Consider the following 16055-nt stretch of genomic DNA (forward strand, 5'->3'; position numbering starts at 1 on the left):
TGTTAATTAAATTTGCCCTGCGTTAAACGTCAAAATTTTAATCGTATTGTCAGCACTGCCTAACCCTTTGACCTTCACTCGCTTAACCCGTTTAACTTTTTTCTCGATCAGTTTATAGGCAGGGTTGGTCGTGCAATTTTCAGCCGAACCAGTGTAGTTAGGATTAGTCTTGAGGTCAAAGTATCGCAAGTTTATTTGGATGTCTTCGAGGCTGACGAGGTTAGAGGCGATCGCGCCATAGGTGTAAACTGCTTCGCCAACCAAATCATCAAGCGGCGAATCTTCCCCTGTGATGGGGTCGATCAAGTACAGCCCTTTTGTGAGCTTCAAGTTAGTCAAATTGCGATGGGTGAAGCATTGGAGTTTAACGTTCAGCTTGCCTGCCATCACGAGGGCGGCAAGGTCAAGCTCCTCTGTTTTGGTTTTGGAGGCAGCGATCGCGTAAAACAGATTCTGCGTTTCTTGTAAAAACGTCTCCAGTGAAACTGCCTGAGTCCAACTGTAGATAGTCTCACTACTTGTTAAGTCAGAAGTGCCAACGATTTCAAAGAGGCTCATTTTGCACCAATCGTCAGCAGACCCGCCATCATTGCCAGCGCCGCCGTATTTCAGCACCACGTAACTGAGGGAGGCTGATTTGTGAATGATGTAGGGCTTTGCATCAAGAGGCTGGTTAGAGGCAAACTTCTTCAGCCTGATCGGTACTGTTGCTTTACCGCCGTTGTACCAAAACTCAAAGCTGCTCGTAGGATTCGGCGTAGAGTCAGGCGGTGGCAAAACAACGTCGAAAGCACCAACTCTTTGCGACCAGTTATCCAGCTCAGGATGATCTGGATAAGTTCTGTCAAGACGCAGGTTTAACAAAAAAGAGCCGCCGCCATATTGCAAAGTTTGCTGATTTGTTACAGTAACTTGGCGTATAGACCCATAACCAGTAATGAACACAAATGTGTCTTCATTGAGACTTTGACTAGTTAAAAAAGGTTGAACACTTGCACCACCAAGAAACGATCGCGGACTAGTAAAGCTGAATCCTGCACTATTTGTCTCCGTATAAGATACATAGACTGAACCGAAAGCGGTTCCGCCCACATTGCCGCCGCCTGACACTGGTGAAGCACAGACGATCGCCGTACTCCCTGTCACAGTCTTGCTAAACACGTACCCAATCTTTGTCTTAACTGCTGTCTTTTCTTCTGCCACCGCTTGCCGCCTTCTCACTGGCATCTCATTAGCAGTATTGCCGCGCACAGTCACCGGATCGCCCAGCCCGATCGCGCCATTGGTGATCGCATTTTTGGTTGTAACAGTGCCATTGTGACCGCGCACCACCACGCGATCGTCTGACCAGGCAGTGACAAAACTTTGCGACTGAGTAGGGTCGTTATGCTTGGCTAAAACCTGCTTATTGTAATCGCCCCGCTTAGTATTTAGAAGGCTCCGCAGGTTGTCAGTAACATCATCAGGCATTACAAATAATCGTCAATTTTTAGCAGGTAGGCAGGGAAAGTAAACGCGAAATCAGCACCACCGGAAGCGGTCGGTGGTGTGTAGGAATTAGGCGTTTTGACCGTGACCGTGACCGTACCTGAAGCCGTAGCCCGTTTAGAAAGCACGATCGTTGTACTGGTCGGAATCGCCAGAATCGTCGTCTCCGATGGGATGCCAGTACCCGTGATGGTCTGCCCGACACTTAAAGCTGAGAAGCTATTGGTCGTGCTGATGTTGGGTGAGGCAGAGACGGTAGTGGTAGAGGCGATCGTTGTGTCAGTCGTAAGCTCGATCGCGTCAATGATGGGGTCAGATGACGCATAACTACCACCGATCCGCTTGGTAAACCCAATGTGAGTGATGGCAGTAGCAGCCCCTGCATAAAGTCCCGTCCAGGTTAGAGACGTGACACTGGGGACTGTTTTGGCACCTGAACCATCGGCAGACGGTGAACTAAGTGTAAAGTTTTGACGGCTAACATTACCACCACTGGCAACGGTAAGATCGGCTCCTGTGGTGGCAGATTCGGCAGGCGCTGCGGTCAACAGATGAGCGTCGATCGTGGTTGAGCCCGGTAGGTAGGCAGTCAGAAAGTCCAACGACAAGCGATTTGGGATAACAGAGGGCATGAGAAGAAGCAGTGACGATGCTTATATGATGCCACTTGTCAAGTGTTTCGCTTCATTGTTAGAGCGCTAGTACAGTTGATCCTTGCCGATCGCCTCTTGCAGTGGCTAGGCTAAAGCGAAAACAATGACACTCCAAGAAGTTCTCGCTGGCACGGTTGGACTGGTGCTTTTGGTTGGCTGCAAATCTATTCCACAGCCTCAGTCGTCAACACCTCAAGCCTTAAAAGGAGAGATTGCTGTACTTTTTGAATCAAAATCTGACTCAGCATGGCGACTTAGGCATGTTAAAGATGCACCAGCAGTTCAGCAGTGCGATGGTAGTTCAGCAAGCGTTTCCAACGGTGCCGCGATCGGGAAGCAAATAAGATTAAAAAATGGAGCTGGCAATTTAATTGCTGCCGGAGCATTAAGCAATGGCGAAGTCCAAAAAATTAGCAGTTCTGGGGCTTGCGTCTTCAGTTTCGCAATGCAACCAATACCCGCAGCCGACTTTTATACGATTGAAATAGATCCTTATGGCAGTCTAAGCTTTTCCAAGCTCGACCTTGTTGCTAAACAATGGACTCTAGGCATAACAGTTGATTTAACTGCTCAGACTCTTTCTGACAATCTTGCCGCAGTTCGTGAAGAGACAATAGCAAAAAGAAAAGAATATGATGCTGCCGACAGGTTGATTGCTAGCCTGGAAAATGCGACCAGCAAAATTGCAGAAAACGAAGAAAAGACAAACCGAGAATATAAGGAAAGACTGTATTGCATCAACGAACAGAAATTAGCAAACTTCAATGACGTTGACAAAGAAGTTTTATCAAATGAATGCCGCAAATTTCTGGCTAAAACTGGCGCGCTGAATGAACTGGTGAAAGGCGCTTCCGGCGAACTGAAGTATAGAACAGAACTCGATCCTCCAAAGCCAAAAGTGAAACCTTAACCCACAAAAGGGGCGAGTGATGGGTTGTCGCTCGCCCCTTTTTGCTGATTTTCGATCTCAACTCAACCCATCACAGCCTTAATCGCCTCATCCAATATGTCTAAGTCGGCACTACTGTAGACATTGACCTTGCTGGTCGTACCGTTTGTTGATTGAGTTACCTTGGCTGGATTGACCCCATGCCGAAGCGCATAATTCCTGGAAGCTTTACGGGCAATTTCCAGCAAAGTATAGGTATCGGGTTGATAGCCCAGTTCTACACACCGATCGCTGATGAAATAAACCGATTCCTCTACTCTTTCGCTTGGCGCTGCTGACTTACTTTGTGTTGATGAGCGATCGGACATCAGCAAATGCATCACCTCGTTCTTGAGCAGCAGTCTGTCTTGGTCATCAGCAACACCAATCTGCTCCAATAGCTCAAAGCCTTCTTTCAGCAACGCTAGTTTCGCCTGAGACTCTGACTTGTGCCGCACTAACTTCGTCGGCTCTGTTTTTGCTTTGGTTGATTGCCTATGCGAAGCCTTAACTGGCTCTGCTTTGACCTCGATCGTCTCCTGTAGTTTTGATTTAGATGGCAAACCTAGCACTTGGCAAAACTTTGCGGCTGGTTCAGAGCCTCTCACCATCTGCACCAATTTTAAGAACGCTTGTGGTGTCCAAATGACAGCACTACTGGTTGGCACCGCCAGGTTTAACTTCTTCCGCAAGCCTACTTTAACGGGACGTGTGATCACCCCATCCTTGATTAGCGCTTCACGGTGTCGATGCCGAAAACCTGCTACTTTGCTACTCGTCACTTCTAACCACTCAGCTACGCCTTCATTGGTTGCAATCAGATCGCCATGCCATTTGGTGAATGGGTGAGGCTTGATCGCAGACATCACTTCAAGAATGCGATCGTCTGAGATTTCAGGGGCAGAAGTAGAAATTGGTTCAGGCTGTGTTGAGACAACCTTATCCACTGGCAAACCCGATTCACGCCAGCCTGTTTTAGCTTGAATGTGCGTCCTCAGTCCAATGCCTGTGCAAATCATCAAAGCAAGCTTGGCTGCTTGAGTTTGATCCTTGGGACTAGCAAAAGAAGCGTAGTAAACTATAACCGCTGCACAGAAATCATCGGGCAAGATTTCAGAGCCTTGTGGATCAGAGTTGTTTACAAGCTTCAAAGCCTTGCCTGCAAATGATTTGAAGACTTCTGGAAGGGAGTTGTTTACAGGGTCAGAAGTACTAATCTTGCGTTCCCAATAGATGATGGACGGATGAGCTACTCCTGCCATGCGTCCTAATCCACTGTGGCTCATACCCGATCGCCCGGTTGTCTGCTCTGTGTAATATTCAATACCATCTTCCACTTGCTTAATGAAGTCCCCTGCTTGGGGCTGTCGAAAGAAAGCGTCAAAAGTACTGGGGAGAGTAGCGCCGTTGTTAGAGCCGTTGTTTGTGGAGTTGTGCGAAAATGTCATGAGGTTACCTCTAGATAAGTGATTTGGGTGCAACTGAACAGGCGATCGCTACTTTGGAAGGTGGGCGATCGCTTCAAACTTGGAGCGAGAACAATGACTGTCAACGGAAATAATGAGAAGTTAGACATCTTGACTGAGCAGATCGGGCACCTGACCGAGACGATGACCCATCTCTCAAGCACTGTTGACCATTTGGCGCAGACCGTTGAAACGGGTTTTACGGAGCTGAAAACGCTTGTTCAAAAACAGTCGGAGACAGCGGATAAACAAGCTGATACGATCCGGTCATTAGCTGATAGCGTTGCTGTGCTGGTAGCGCAGCTCAACAAATAATGTTAGGGGTTTAAGGCTTTAATCAACCTCTTCGACCGCCGCGCCATGAGTGTTATGCGGGCTGTTCTTTCCTTCCCAGGGGCTACCTTCCCAAGGATCAAGCCCTCGCTCTGCACACCATTGCTTAAGAAAGGCAAGGTCTGCCCGAACTTTTGCGTTCTTCGCCTGTTTTTCAGCAGTCATCTCACGAATACGATCGGATAACTTCTGAAGGCGCTCTAAAAGCTCATCAGTCATGGCTTAACCCTCTAATTGCCGTGCTTGTCTTACCTGCCCATTCAAGGCTTTTTGCTGCATTCCCCAAACAAACAGGTTGGCAGCAGCATTGTCTTGGGTCAAAATGCGACGAGCTTCAGCATACCTTGACTCTGCAATGACGTAGTGCTGACGCAAATAAGCAGCCTCTTCCAGCCCGTCTCCAGTCTCGTAGTCAATGCCGATCGCTTTGAGCCGCTCTTTAGCTTTGCTCATGTCTTTCTTTGAGCTTGGATTTAGACCAGCATCCTTTAAGAGAGATGTCAGCGATCGACCTTTAGCTGTCTTGCCAACTACTAAATCGGTACCCTGCTCAATGAAAACGGTTTCTGGAGCTGGTGGTGCTAACTGAATTAGCTGTTCGCCTCTAGCTTCTGCCATCACACGTCGCCCAGTTTCCTCCCCCATCGTCGCAGTGACAGCAAAAAACGTCGTCTCACGATCGCGTTTCAATTTTTCAAGCTCTAACTCTAGTTCTAATTCTCTCAGTCTTTCATTTTGAGCGGGAACGACTACTTCTGCTTCCCTAGTTTTCACAGCGAAATACGACTGAGCGGAGGCAATTTCCGGCTTGCGTGGATCTCCGTTCATCGCAACTAAGTAAGCACCAAGTCGCGAAAGTTTGTAATCTTCCATCGGTCTACCCCCTAAAGGGTTTTTTCCGGTATCGCGGCTAAAGTGCTCTATGACTGGGTTTCCAGTGTTTTCACAGGCAAGCTTTGCACGGCTAATCACAGGGCTGAAATGCTTCCATTCGGAATAGCCAAGCAACGGCATCAATTCACGACCAGACCAATACTCATTACCTGCTTCGTCAATACGGCAGATTGAGTCAAAGAGATTAGAGGCTGCACGAGAAAGGTTAGGCATTAGCCCGCCTCCCCTGTCTTTCTATTTCAGCCTGAACAAGCTCATCAAAAGTACACCCGTATACAGCCATTACCTGCTGCATATGCACAGGAGTCATTCTAGGCACAGTCTTAAGCTGCTCCCAGTTTCGGACAGTAGACATCGCCACTCCTAGCTCTGCGGCGACCTCTTCAGCCCTTTTACCAGATCTGAGGCGTAGTTGCTTCATATTCATACCAATAGATTACTACGGCTAGTGTATCACATGTAAATGGTACGTTGTTAAAGTACCAAGCAGTTGACAGGTACTAACTAATTAGTAATAATAAGGCATAGAGAAACCGCTGCCCCTCCCGCGAAGAAAAAGCAACGGCTCTCTGAATCCATACACAAGGACTCCTGCTCATTATGACACCCGCAACCGCTCAAGTCTCTCCTGCTAAGCGCTTTACCAGCCTTCCTTTGTCCGCTCCACGCCCGATCGCTACTCCTCCGCAAGTCCGTCACATTGTCACCCTTATCAACCGACGCACTGAGGATGAGCGCACCCTGACCATCACGACCAAGACCGATCGCTTCACCGATGTGATCCGCGAGATTGCTCATCAGAAAGTGATCAACGGCTTGATGGGTTACGAGATTTGGGAAACCCTCTCAGAACCTGGCTTCTAACATCCTCTACTTGCTGCACGGGTGAGCCTCCTCACCCCTCCTTTACTCACTGCACTTTTAGAGGAATAGAACCATGCACCTGACCTATAAAGATGTTTTGCCGATTACGCGCCGTGCCTTTAACTTCACTCAGCGACTGCTCTACGCTCATTCTCAACCATACAAGGATTGGCTGATCATACCGACAGCCACACCAGAAGGGCGTTTTGCCTTCCGTGTCTTTGACCCCGATGGCATGGATTGGACTGATCCGTATGGCGAAAACTACGTTTCGCTTACTGCTGCCCTAGAGATGGGTGAGCACTACATCAACCTGCAACTGGCGGAGTTAGAGGAGTCGTTACGTGAATCAGACTAACCCCTACCAGTTTCCGCAACCGAAGTACAAAGCGGGTCAGCATATCCAGACTGAGTGGCGCACTGATGACACAAAAGAACTGGTGATCGAACAGGGCGTAATCATTGCGCTGACCTATACCGATTACGAAGCCGATCGGCATCATTACGAATCCGGCTTCACCTACCACGTGCAGTTTTACAAGCCGCGTGTCTTTGTTGATGACGTACCAGAGAACGATATTGAAATCATTGGAGACATTGCTATGAGCCAATCTACTGCTACATCGCGTCAGTACAAGTTTCCACAACCTAAGTTTGAGGAAGGTCAACATGTCCAGACCCCAGGAGGCAATTGCGGCGTGGTGTCTGCCTTTACCTACACGACCGACACAGAAGATTGTCGCCTTGAGCCTGGTTTCAATTACCGCATTGATTTTTATAAGCCTATTCAGATGAGCGATGTGTCGCACGAAAGCAAGCTCTTTCCACTAGATGAGAGAGGCGCGATGGAGCGTTTGATCATTGCCGTACCTGAATCTGTACCAGTGCCTAAGTTTCAACTCTTTGAGGAGGCTTTCTACGGCAAGCACAAAGGGGTGATTGTAGCGATGGCTTATGAAAATCCGTTTGAAGCGCTGCGGCATAACTCGGAACCCGGTTGGCGTTACGACTTAAGCTATTCGCTCAATCGGACTCCGCTAGAAGCTGTATCTGTCAGTGAAGATGACACTCTGATCTATGAAGACTCGCTAAGCCGTTGTAGCTGTTAGATAGCGCCATCATTTGGCAAATAAAAGCCCGGTAGATTCACGTCTACCGGGCTTGCACCTTTTATGGAGATAGAAACCTTATTTACCCAAATCCGCAAAATCCGGCTCAGCGCAAGACGGACCAACATTAGCGACGAAAGTTACTGCTGCTGGGTTACCGCTAGCAGGTTTTACTGACTGACAGAGCACGGCTAGAGTGGTAGCTTCCCCTTCTGTCGTGCCAGTCGTGAAGCCGATGCCGACACCACCTGTATACGCCCTTAGTGTAGTGGTGAAAAGGGGGTAGGCAACATTAGCGACAGCGGATTCAGAGGCATCTTGGATCGCGTAAGTGTAGTTAGTCGTCTCGGTTTTGATGCCTAAGCCCAATAACGAAACATCACTAGAGAAAGCGTTGTTTTCCAGAAAGTGAGCCTGTTGAGCACGGTTCATAGAACCTGCATAAGTCTTAGCTTCAGACTCTTTCGCTTTGTTTGCCTGGTTCAGGAAAGATGGCAGGGCGATCGCGGAGAGAATGCCGATGATGATGATAACAACTAGCAGTTCAATCAAAGTGAAGCCGTCGTCTGACTTTTTGATAGCGTTGATGAGCTTGAATTGAATTGGTTGCACAAGGAACTCCAGATTGGATTGAGTAGAACATTTACAAGGCACGACCTGCACCACTGTTGTAGTAGTACGAGAGGTCAACGTTGCCACCCTCAGAAGTTGGCAGGTCTTTGAAGAAACCCGTGTAGCGCATCCTGCCCCATAAGTTAGCGCCGTCTTCAGAGCGATACCCCAGCGTTAGATTCTGTGCCGTGTCGCCGTGCTGTATGGTGGTAGTTGCCTTATTGAATGCGCCTGCATTCACGCTAATGCCAATTTCGTTTGGGGAACCAGGCTTGTAGTAAATGGTGAGAAAATAGAACGTGCTAGAGGTAGCTCCACTAAAATTACTAGCCAAAACTGTTTGCGAAGTAGGCGCACCCGTTGCAATGTTATACAAAACATAAACAAACCGTGACCCGTCGAAGTACAAGACGTATTCAAAAATAGCATTTGAATAATTCGTACCCGGCACAAAACCCTTTTGAAGAATGAAGTAAGCAGTAGTTGAATTTAAATAAGCCCATGTACACCAAGTAAAAGCAGCATTGCCTACGGATATGTCGGCAGTATCAGCCCCGGTCAAAGTAGAGTTAGAACCCCCGCTTAGAGTGACATAATCGCCACTTGTAAAAGTTGCGCCTGCACCAGCATCAAGGTTAGGTGTACCCACAACCGCATTGCCATTACTTGTGAGGTTCCAATAAGCAGAAGGAGAACCAGCAGAAGGAACACTAGCAGCTAGGGTTGCGGGGGTAGCATTTAACCTGAGCACAGGTGCCACACCCGATCGCGCTACAGATGCATTCCGGCTACCACTCAACGCACTCAACCTGAGTACAGGTGCCACACCGGAACGAACCACGGGCAAAGCGTCAAAAGGATATTGAGGATTAGAGACTAGGCTAGTGATTTCGGCGCTACTCAGAACGCGGTTCCACATCGTTACGCAGTCAATCCATGTGCCAGCGAAGAAACCTGAGTTGGGCTGATTCAGTAAGAAACGATTACTGCCACCTGTCCGTACAATCAGCGGCTTACCTGTTGCTGTAACGGTTGTGAAATTAACACTATCAGTTAAGTTTCGGACAGCTAACCCTGCGGTGCCTGTAGGATTATTCCAAATTACTACGAGGTAGGTTTTGTTGATGCTGTACGATTCGCTTGTCTCTAGCCCCACATCTTGAGCCGAATCAAATAGCGCTACGTCTCCGTTGCCAGTCGTAGACGCATACTGGAAGGTGATTTTAGTGCCATTAAAGACAACCTGCATTTGAGTGGCACCAGAGCTTGTGTTGTAGTAGCACAACGGAATATAAGTGTAGCTAGAGCTTTGCGGTCTGAAAACAAAGGCTTGCGTAAACGATTTGTCGTCAATCCGCAGCGCTGTGCCAGTAGCAATGCTGATTTGCAGGAAAGAACCATAGACACCAGAACCAGCAGTGTCGCTACTGGTAAAGGCTTGACCGTTATAGCCAGTGACATAGGTAGGTGTTGCTGTTTGTAGGCTGCCAGCATTTTGATCAAAGTAGCGACAGATCCAATTATTCGTACTAATTGCATCATTGAGGCTGTTGTCAAGCTTCCAGGCACCGATCGCGCCTGTAGCCAGAGAGCTGCCGCCAATCACTCCGACACCTGAACCACTCAAGGCAGAAAGCCTGAGTACAGGAGCTACGCCCGATCGCGTAATTGTTGTAGCAGCTTTGCCACTAGGGGCAAACAAGCGAATGATCGGTGCCACACCAGAACGACTGATCAACGAACCGAACGAGCCAGAGATACTACTGAGTTGCAGGACTGGCGCTACACCTGATCGCATCACTGTAGGCACATAGGGCAGCACTGGCACAGTAGCGTTAGCGGGGATGGTTGCCAGCCAGATTAACTCACACCCCACAGTGGCGCGAGTGCGATCGTGCGAGAAGCTCAGCCCGTCAACTTGATAAACAATCGTGTCATACACCTTTGACCAAACACCACTGCTAAACACAAAGCGCGGTTCTCTGACGTGGATGACCGGGTAAGGGTTTTCATTGGTCAACCATTCGTCAGTCAGCCCTAGCAGGATTTGCGCTCCTTGTCTGCGTCCGACGAGATCCTCACCTATTTCTTGAGCGATCGCGCTTGCTTGCTCATTGCTGATCATCCAGGGGATTGAGATAAAGCGGCGACGGTCTTGCTGATTGGAACCTGCAAAGCTGCCAAATAACGCCACGCCGTCTAGCTGTCGTTCATTGCGTCCGTAGCGCTGTGGTCGCCGTTCAGCAGCAGGAGGGTTGTTTTGCCCACTGCCGCTCACCGTAGAAATTGGATTGGTTGTAGTGAGTCTGATTTTCTCGCTGACCGTTGCCGTATCAGGCACAGCATCAGGAAAGACATCAATCAGCGGTGCGGCTGGCGCTTGTGTGTACTCCCATTGCCCCGGTCTGATTTCGCGGTACGTCTGGATTTCACTCGCAGCAGGGACTTGGAAAATCACGCCTGCTGTCAATGGATTCACGTCAGGCAGAACGCTTGCCAGCATGCGGCTAGTGCGGCTTTCAATCTCGTCTACTACTTCTTTGGGCGTGTAGTGGTAGTAGGTGATCGTGCGAGTATCGATCGACGGACTAAAAGCCGCGTAATTTGCCTTCTGAGCAGTGCTTAAGCCACTCCAAAATTCGCTGGCTGCTACTCGAAACGGACGCACGATCGTTGTCTCGTCTTGCAGCAACTTCCCATTGCCGCAGACATTAACCTCGTAAGTCTTGATATTAGTCGTGCGGCGACTGAAGATGAGCGAATCATCACCTGGCGAATCGTCAGGTGCTAATAAGCCACGAGGCTCAAGTTCCTCGACTTCATGCAGGATTTGCGTTGCGTCCTGTGCGTCTCTAGTGCAGGTAATCCGAGTGACAAGATTAGAGCCAGGGGCATAAGTGATTTTGCAAACGGTTGTGTCTTGCCAGGTATCCGTGATGTCGTAGGTTGAGCCTTGCACGCGAATTTCTTCGCATGGCGTTTCTTGCCCAGCGACAGGCATATACTCAGCCTCGTCTTCTCCGATCGTCACTGTTAGCAACGGCGTAGCATTGACATCAGCACGATAGTCTACAGCGGTGAGATTGCCAGCAGGCGATCGCTTCTGCACCAGCGAGTAAAACCGGGCATAGGCAACCTCTCCTGCAACCGCTAAATAGCTGCCACTGTCATTAGAAACAGGGTAATAGAAAGGATAGTTTTCGATTGAGCCTTCCCATGTGCCCTGTACGCCTGCTTTTACTAGTAGCTTACGGACTACTTCACCAGGGCTTTGCACAATGCCAACATTGCTGAGAGTTGGATCTTCAGGGTCACACGCTAGCAAAGGGTTAGGGTTGGGTGCTGCATAATCTTTTAGCTTCAACCAGCAACCAACTTCTAGCGTAATGCGTGCATCTTGGGGTTGCGGTGATTTTGGCGGTAAAGGCTCCTTAAGGATGAAGAGTTCACTGAAGCGATGGTCAATCCATGCCCCGCTGCTATTTAAGACCTGTACACGAAAAAACTGCCCGCGACTCCATAAAGCACGGGGAATGATGCCGCCCCCAATGTCATAGTTAAGCCTGGGGTTAAGCAGCGCTACATTGTTGTCTAATGCTGTCAATACTAATGTGCCGCTGATTTTGGCTAAGCCACCGCGATCGCGCTTGTCAAAGCCTGCTGCTAAGGTGACAAAGGCTTCATCAAACAGGATCTCATCCGGTCCTACTAAGATTCTAGTTTTAACAGCAGTAGCGTTTACCATTACGCAGGCACGACCTTATACTCTTCAAACGCTAAGTCAATGATGACTTTCCCACCTTCCTGTGCAAAAGTAGGTTGCTTAGAGAACCACACATCAAACTGTGCGAAATACTCAGTTAGTCCATAAGTATTTGTGGTCACAGTATTAAAGGGAGACGGCGCTACAGCACGGGTACGGGTGCCCAGTTCATTAAAGCTTTGATACGCATCAATGAGCCTGATTTGTGCTGCCTGTTTTTTCACAAACAAATCGTTGTGAATGTCATACATTGCTTGCACAACGGGCTGAAGCGCGATCGGTGCTAATACTTTCAACGTCCACACATGAGGTTCTGGCAGGAAACCGCCATATTTCACAGGGGTATTGTAGGCACTGCGTTCAATCCCCGGCGCTTCTGCCCTCACCCGTGGGAAGCTGTCCTGTTTCGCAAAAATAACTTCCCCAGATCCGGCGTAAATTGGCATGGTGATGCCTGCAATACTAAATGATATGTAATTGATCGCCATTAGATATTCGCGTTAACAGGCAGTTTGGAACAAAACTCAGTATGAGTCTATTATGCCCTTCGATCCTGAAACTGCTTGCTCTGCTTACGATTAGCAAAATGCCCGTAGATCATTGATCTACGGGCTAAAGGCTTCTCAACAAAACCAATCCTAGCAGCCGCACCGACTCAGCGAATCCTCAAAAATCAGCGTGTCATCTTCACTGACAGAAACAGCTTCCAACGGTGTGCATCCGAAGGAAAAGCTTAAGTCATAGCGCCATCCGGTCTGTGAGTCCTGCCGTAGTGATTCATAGGGATTTTCATACGCCATCCCCACGATCGTACCCTTGTACTTGCCATAATATGCCTCCTCAAACAATTGGAATTTAGGGGTAGGCACAGAAGTAGGGATGGCAATAATCAAGCGCTCCATGACACCTCCTTTATCCAATGGGAAAACTCTGCTCTCGTGCAGCACATCGCTGATCTGATGCGGCTTGTAGAAATCAATGTGGTAATTGAAGCCTGGATCAAGCCGACAATCATCCGTTTTAGTTGTGTAGGTGAAAGCGGCAATGATGCCACACTCACCCGATGATGATTGGATGTGCTGCCCTTCTTCGTATTTGGGTTGTGGGAATTGGTAAAGGTTAGTCTGATTCACGTACCATCTCCTCTAAATCAGCCAAATGGACGTTGACCCAGTGTTGCGCCATTACTAAGGCAGCTTCAGCAGAGCAGTACGTTTCGCCGTACATATCCTCGTGCCGATCGCCATCGGGATCGAACACCACAAAAGCGAAACGACCATCAGGCGTGACGGTAGGGACGATTAGCCAATCCTGATAAGTCTCAGCGTGGCTATAGAGCAGGCGTTGCGTCAGGTTGAAACCAAAGCGGGTGATTTCGGATAAGTCTTCGTAAAGTAAGTGCATCGTTCTAAGTCCTTCTAAAAGTGCAGTGGGTAAGGAAGGGGCTAGGTGCCCCTGTTGCAGCAGGTAGAGGATTAGAACCGTGCAGCGTGACCTCTGCGCCAGCCATTCATGTAGTCAGCGTTGCTGTAAAGCGAACCACGTAAACCCAGGTTGTTAAACCCATCGCGAAAGCCAGCACTTTCCATTTCATCAGGCGATATCTGACGGGCACGGACAAGAGCAAGATTAAGACTCGGATCAGAGGAGCCGTAGAGAATGGTTGCGGTTTCTACGGTCTTGGAAGGGGTGATTGCTTGAGGCATAATAATGAAGTCTGCTAATAAGTGGACTGAGTGGGAGGGCGGTTAACTTTGGTCGGTGAGCCGCCTTTCCTTTGTCCACTATATCTATTTCTATGCAGATAGTCAACTATTTATAAATGGGTATATGCTTAATTACATAAGGGTTCAAAACCTTTGTATCAACCTGTTAACTGGAGGTGTGTAGAAAGATGAGAGTCATTTTCATGCGAAAAGAGATCCTTCAGGATCGACTAAAGCAATTAGGGTGGACGCGGTATCGTCTCACTCAAGAATATTGCCGTGTCCGTGGTGAGCCTACTACGGCAGACTCTGTAAAGCGCTATGAGGGGACTGTTAAAAGAGCGCTAGAAAATCCTAACCGCTCAAGCACTGAAGTTATTGAGGCGTTGGTTAAAGCGCTCGACGGTGAGCAAGTAATTAAGTGGAACAATCGGGAAGAGATTGTCACTGGTCAGGAAGAGGTCAAAGTTGGCTAATAAACACCCTAGTATTTAGGGTGTTAAACCAAAAATAAAGACTAATAGATTAATAAAATTCAACCAGCGGTAAAATGACTGACTTTGACACGGCTAAATTCTTTGTGGGAGATCTATGCCCTCACAATCATTTTTGGCAAGGTGAACCGCGATCGTTGCGTTACACAAAAGATCGTGGCTGCGTTGAGTGCAAGAAAGCTTATCACCAGCGCAACAAAGAACGCATCCTAGCCAAAAAGTCTGAATACCACAGAGAAAACATTGATAGCAGGAAGGCTTACAATAAGCAATACATTGACAAGAACCTAGAGAGGATAAAGGCTCAACAAAAAGAGTATCGTTTAGCGAACAAAGATAAAATTACAGCTAGAAGCATTGAATACAGGAGAAAAAATAGAGAAAGAAAGCTTGAATACATGCGTCGATATTACGCATTGAACAAAGACAGAATAAATGAATACAGCAGAGCGTATCATCATCGAAACGCTGACAGAAACAACGCCTATAAAAAAGCTTGGCATAGAGCAAATAGGCAGCATGTTTTAGATCAGAAAAAACTGGATCGAAAGCTGAATCCACAGAAGTATAAAGAAAAAGACCGGGAAAGGTATTCCAAGCACAGAGAGACTTGTCTAGCTAGAAATAAAGCTTATCGGCAGACAGAAAGGGGAAGACTGGTACGAAGGCAACTTGAAAGAAAGAGAGAGGCGGTCAAGAAGGGCAACCATAGCGCCAAATACATCCCTGAACAACTATTGTCGCTTCGTCAAGAGTTCGGCAATTTATGCGCTTATTGTCAATCGGGCGGAGCCAAAACTATGGATCACTTCATACCAGTCAGCAAGGGCGGATCTGATGTTTTAAGCAATTTACTCCCTTGTTGCTGGTCGTGCAACAGCAGCAAGCAGGATAAAGACCCAAAAGAATGGTATTTTAGTCAGTCGTTTTCTCAGAAAAAGCGGTGGGCTAAAATTCTAAAAGTGCTAGGAAAGACGGATAGCAACTACTTGGTACTGCCTTTGTTGTGACTTGTAAATAGCATGGTAGATGATTTCTCTAGCGCTATTTCTTGGTGTAGTACATTGCCGCAAAGACAACCCCTAAAATGATTAGAATTATTCCTGCTGGAGGGAACACAAGAAGCATTAAAACGCCAAGCCCACCAAAGATAAATCCCATCCGGTTGTACTGATCTGCCTGTTGGGTGGATCCCTGTTTTTTGAGGTCTGAACTAAGTTCTGCCAAGTCTTTGACATACATCCATTGATCAAGGGTTGGGTTATAAATATAGTCGCTTGGCTTAACACTGCCATCCCTAAGCCATTGTCGCAGCGTTTCAATGTCAGGCACTTCTATTTCTTTATCGCTCTGCTTGACCCTGAAAACCTTTAGCTGGCTCACTTCTGAGACTTGTATCCGCGCTAACTCCACCCGATCGCTCCACGCTGGCACATCCTCACCCGTTAGCTTGCCGTAGACAACAAGACTACTTACGTTTGCTACTCCTAACCCTTGCACTCCTTTGACAATAAAAGGGACGATCGCTCTCTGCTCAGGCACCGTCGCTCCTTCAACCATGACGTGCAAATAGCCATCGGCAAGTCTAACTTTAGCGACGAGTTGTTGGGGCTTGAGCGATCGGTTAATCAATGCTGCTATAGCTTGCGGGTTGCCTTGTCTGGCAGCAGTTAGCACTTCCTGTGGGGTCATAACTAAGTTTGTGGAGGATGTTTAAACCATTCCTCTACCTTAGAGAAAATCCG

General features: G+C 48.1%; 20 protein-coding genes. 7 read left to right on the forward strand and 13 right to left on the reverse strand.

Annotation, left to right across the window (positions count from 1 at the left end; genetic code table 11):
- Window positions 1-6: 6 nt before the first annotated feature.
- Together AC5JO6_RS23325 and AC5JO6_RS23330 are read right to left on the reverse strand one after the other, a co-directional pair.
- A complete protein-coding gene (locus AC5JO6_RS23325) occupies window positions 7-1470 on the reverse strand; it encodes a hypothetical protein (RefSeq protein ID WP_496083429.1) in 1464 nt (487 codons plus the stop codon).
- Window positions 1470-2120, reverse strand: coding sequence for a hypothetical protein (locus AC5JO6_RS23330; RefSeq protein ID WP_496083430.1), 651 nt, complete (start codon window positions 2118-2120; stop codon window positions 1470-1472). The genes AC5JO6_RS23325 and AC5JO6_RS23330 overlap by 1 nt, the downstream gene beginning before the upstream one ends.
- A 124-nt stretch (window positions 2121-2244) precedes the next feature.
- Between AC5JO6_RS23330 and AC5JO6_RS23335 the strand changes: the two genes are divergently transcribed.
- Window positions 2245-3051 (forward strand): hypothetical protein, encoded by an 807-nt coding sequence (locus AC5JO6_RS23335; protein WP_496083431.1) that lies wholly within the window; start codon window positions 2245-2247, stop codon window positions 3049-3051.
- A gap of 62 nt (window positions 3052-3113) precedes the next feature.
- On the opposite strand, the gene AC5JO6_RS23340 is transcribed toward AC5JO6_RS23335, so the two are convergent.
- Window positions 3114-4517 (reverse strand): hypothetical protein, encoded by a 1404-nt coding sequence (locus AC5JO6_RS23340; protein WP_496083432.1) that lies wholly within the window; start codon window positions 4515-4517, stop codon window positions 3114-3116.
- 93 nt (window positions 4518-4610) lie between these two features.
- On the opposite strand from AC5JO6_RS23340, the gene AC5JO6_RS23345 reads away from it, so the two are divergent.
- Window positions 4611-4850 (forward strand): hypothetical protein, encoded by a 240-nt coding sequence (locus AC5JO6_RS23345; protein WP_496083433.1) that lies wholly within the window; start codon window positions 4611-4613, stop codon window positions 4848-4850.
- An 18-nt stretch (window positions 4851-4868) separates the two neighbouring features.
- Here the strand turns inward: AC5JO6_RS23345 and AC5JO6_RS23350 are convergent, their stop codons facing one another.
- From AC5JO6_RS23350 to AC5JO6_RS23360, 3 genes are read right to left on the reverse strand one after another with little or no spacing between them, the layout of a single operon-like run.
- Complete coding sequence (locus AC5JO6_RS23350; RefSeq protein WP_496083434.1) at window positions 4869-5087, reverse strand: hypothetical protein; 219 nt, start codon at window positions 5085-5087, stop codon at window positions 4869-4871.
- Between the two features lie 3 nt (window positions 5088-5090).
- A complete protein-coding gene (locus tag AC5JO6_RS23355; RefSeq protein WP_496083435.1) occupies window positions 5091-5975 on the reverse strand; it encodes a BRO family protein in 885 nt (294 codons plus the stop codon).
- Window positions 5968-6189 (reverse strand): helix-turn-helix domain-containing protein, encoded by a 222-nt coding sequence (locus AC5JO6_RS23360; RefSeq protein ID WP_496083436.1) that lies wholly within the window; start codon window positions 6187-6189, stop codon window positions 5968-5970. The genes AC5JO6_RS23355 and AC5JO6_RS23360 overlap by 8 nt, the downstream gene beginning before the upstream one ends.
- 173 nt (window positions 6190-6362) lie before the next feature.
- Here AC5JO6_RS23360 and AC5JO6_RS23365 point away from each other — a divergent pair, with 173 nt between their 5' ends.
- The 3 genes from AC5JO6_RS23365 to AC5JO6_RS23375 all read left to right on the forward strand — a co-directional run bounded on the left by AC5JO6_RS23365 (window position 6363) and on the right by AC5JO6_RS23375 (window position 7735).
- The gene (locus AC5JO6_RS23365; protein WP_496083437.1) at window positions 6363-6626 is read left to right on the forward strand and encodes a hypothetical protein; all 264 of its coding nucleotides are present in this window, start codon (window positions 6363-6365) and stop codon (window positions 6624-6626) included.
- A gap of 73 nt (window positions 6627-6699) precedes the next feature.
- Window positions 6700-6984: a hypothetical protein gene (locus AC5JO6_RS23370; RefSeq protein ID WP_496083438.1), complete on the forward strand. Its 285-nt coding sequence runs from the start codon at window positions 6700-6702 to the stop codon at window positions 6982-6984.
- Complete coding sequence (locus tag AC5JO6_RS23375; RefSeq protein WP_496083439.1) at window positions 6971-7735, forward strand: hypothetical protein; 765 nt, start codon at window positions 6971-6973, stop codon at window positions 7733-7735. Before AC5JO6_RS23370 ends, AC5JO6_RS23375 begins: the two co-directional genes overlap by 14 nt.
- A 78-nt stretch (window positions 7736-7813) precedes the next feature.
- Here the strand turns inward: AC5JO6_RS23375 and AC5JO6_RS23380 are convergent, their stop codons facing one another.
- From AC5JO6_RS23380 to AC5JO6_RS23405, 6 genes are all read right to left on the reverse strand, one after another.
- The gene (locus AC5JO6_RS23380; protein ID WP_496083440.1) at window positions 7814-8347 is read right to left on the reverse strand and encodes a type IV pilin-like G/H family protein; all 534 of its coding nucleotides are present in this window, start codon (window positions 8345-8347) and stop codon (window positions 7814-7816) included.
- A gap of 31 nt (window positions 8348-8378) precedes the next feature.
- Window positions 8379-12092: a hypothetical protein gene (locus tag AC5JO6_RS23385; RefSeq protein WP_496083441.1), complete on the reverse strand. Its 3714-nt coding sequence runs from the start codon at window positions 12090-12092 to the stop codon at window positions 8379-8381.
- Window positions 12092-12556 (reverse strand): hypothetical protein, encoded by a 465-nt coding sequence (locus AC5JO6_RS23390; RefSeq protein WP_496083442.1) that lies wholly within the window; start codon window positions 12554-12556, stop codon window positions 12092-12094. Before AC5JO6_RS23390 ends, AC5JO6_RS23385 begins: the two co-directional genes overlap by 1 nt.
- 192 nt (window positions 12557-12748) lie before the next feature.
- Window positions 12749-13243, reverse strand: a complete 495-nt coding sequence (locus tag AC5JO6_RS23395; RefSeq protein WP_496083443.1) for a hypothetical protein — start codon at window positions 13241-13243, stop codon at window positions 12749-12751.
- A complete protein-coding gene (locus AC5JO6_RS23400) occupies window positions 13230-13514 on the reverse strand; it encodes a hypothetical protein (RefSeq protein ID WP_496083444.1) in 285 nt (94 codons plus the stop codon). The genes AC5JO6_RS23395 and AC5JO6_RS23400 overlap by 14 nt, the downstream gene beginning before the upstream one ends.
- 71 nt (window positions 13515-13585) lie before the next feature.
- Complete coding sequence (locus AC5JO6_RS23405) at window positions 13586-13816, reverse strand: hypothetical protein (protein ID WP_496083445.1); 231 nt, start codon at window positions 13814-13816, stop codon at window positions 13586-13588.
- Between the two features lie 203 nt (window positions 13817-14019).
- Between AC5JO6_RS23405 and AC5JO6_RS23410 the strand changes: the two genes are divergently transcribed.
- Together AC5JO6_RS23410 and AC5JO6_RS23415 are read left to right on the forward strand one after the other, a co-directional pair.
- A complete protein-coding gene (locus AC5JO6_RS23410; protein ID WP_496083446.1) occupies window positions 14020-14292 on the forward strand; it encodes a hypothetical protein in 273 nt (90 codons plus the stop codon).
- A gap of 74 nt (window positions 14293-14366) precedes the next feature.
- Entirely contained in the window at window positions 14367-15320 is a 954-nt protein-coding gene (locus tag AC5JO6_RS23415) for an HNH endonuclease (RefSeq protein ID WP_496083447.1), read from the forward strand.
- 34 nt (window positions 15321-15354) lie between these two features.
- Here the strand turns inward: AC5JO6_RS23415 and AC5JO6_RS23420 are convergent, their stop codons facing one another.
- Window positions 15355-16002: a hypothetical protein gene (locus AC5JO6_RS23420; protein WP_496083448.1), complete on the reverse strand. Its 648-nt coding sequence runs from the start codon at window positions 16000-16002 to the stop codon at window positions 15355-15357.
- Between the last annotated feature and the right edge of the window lie 53 nt (window positions 16003-16055).

It is taken from the genome of Tildeniella sp. (assembly GCF_059505325.1).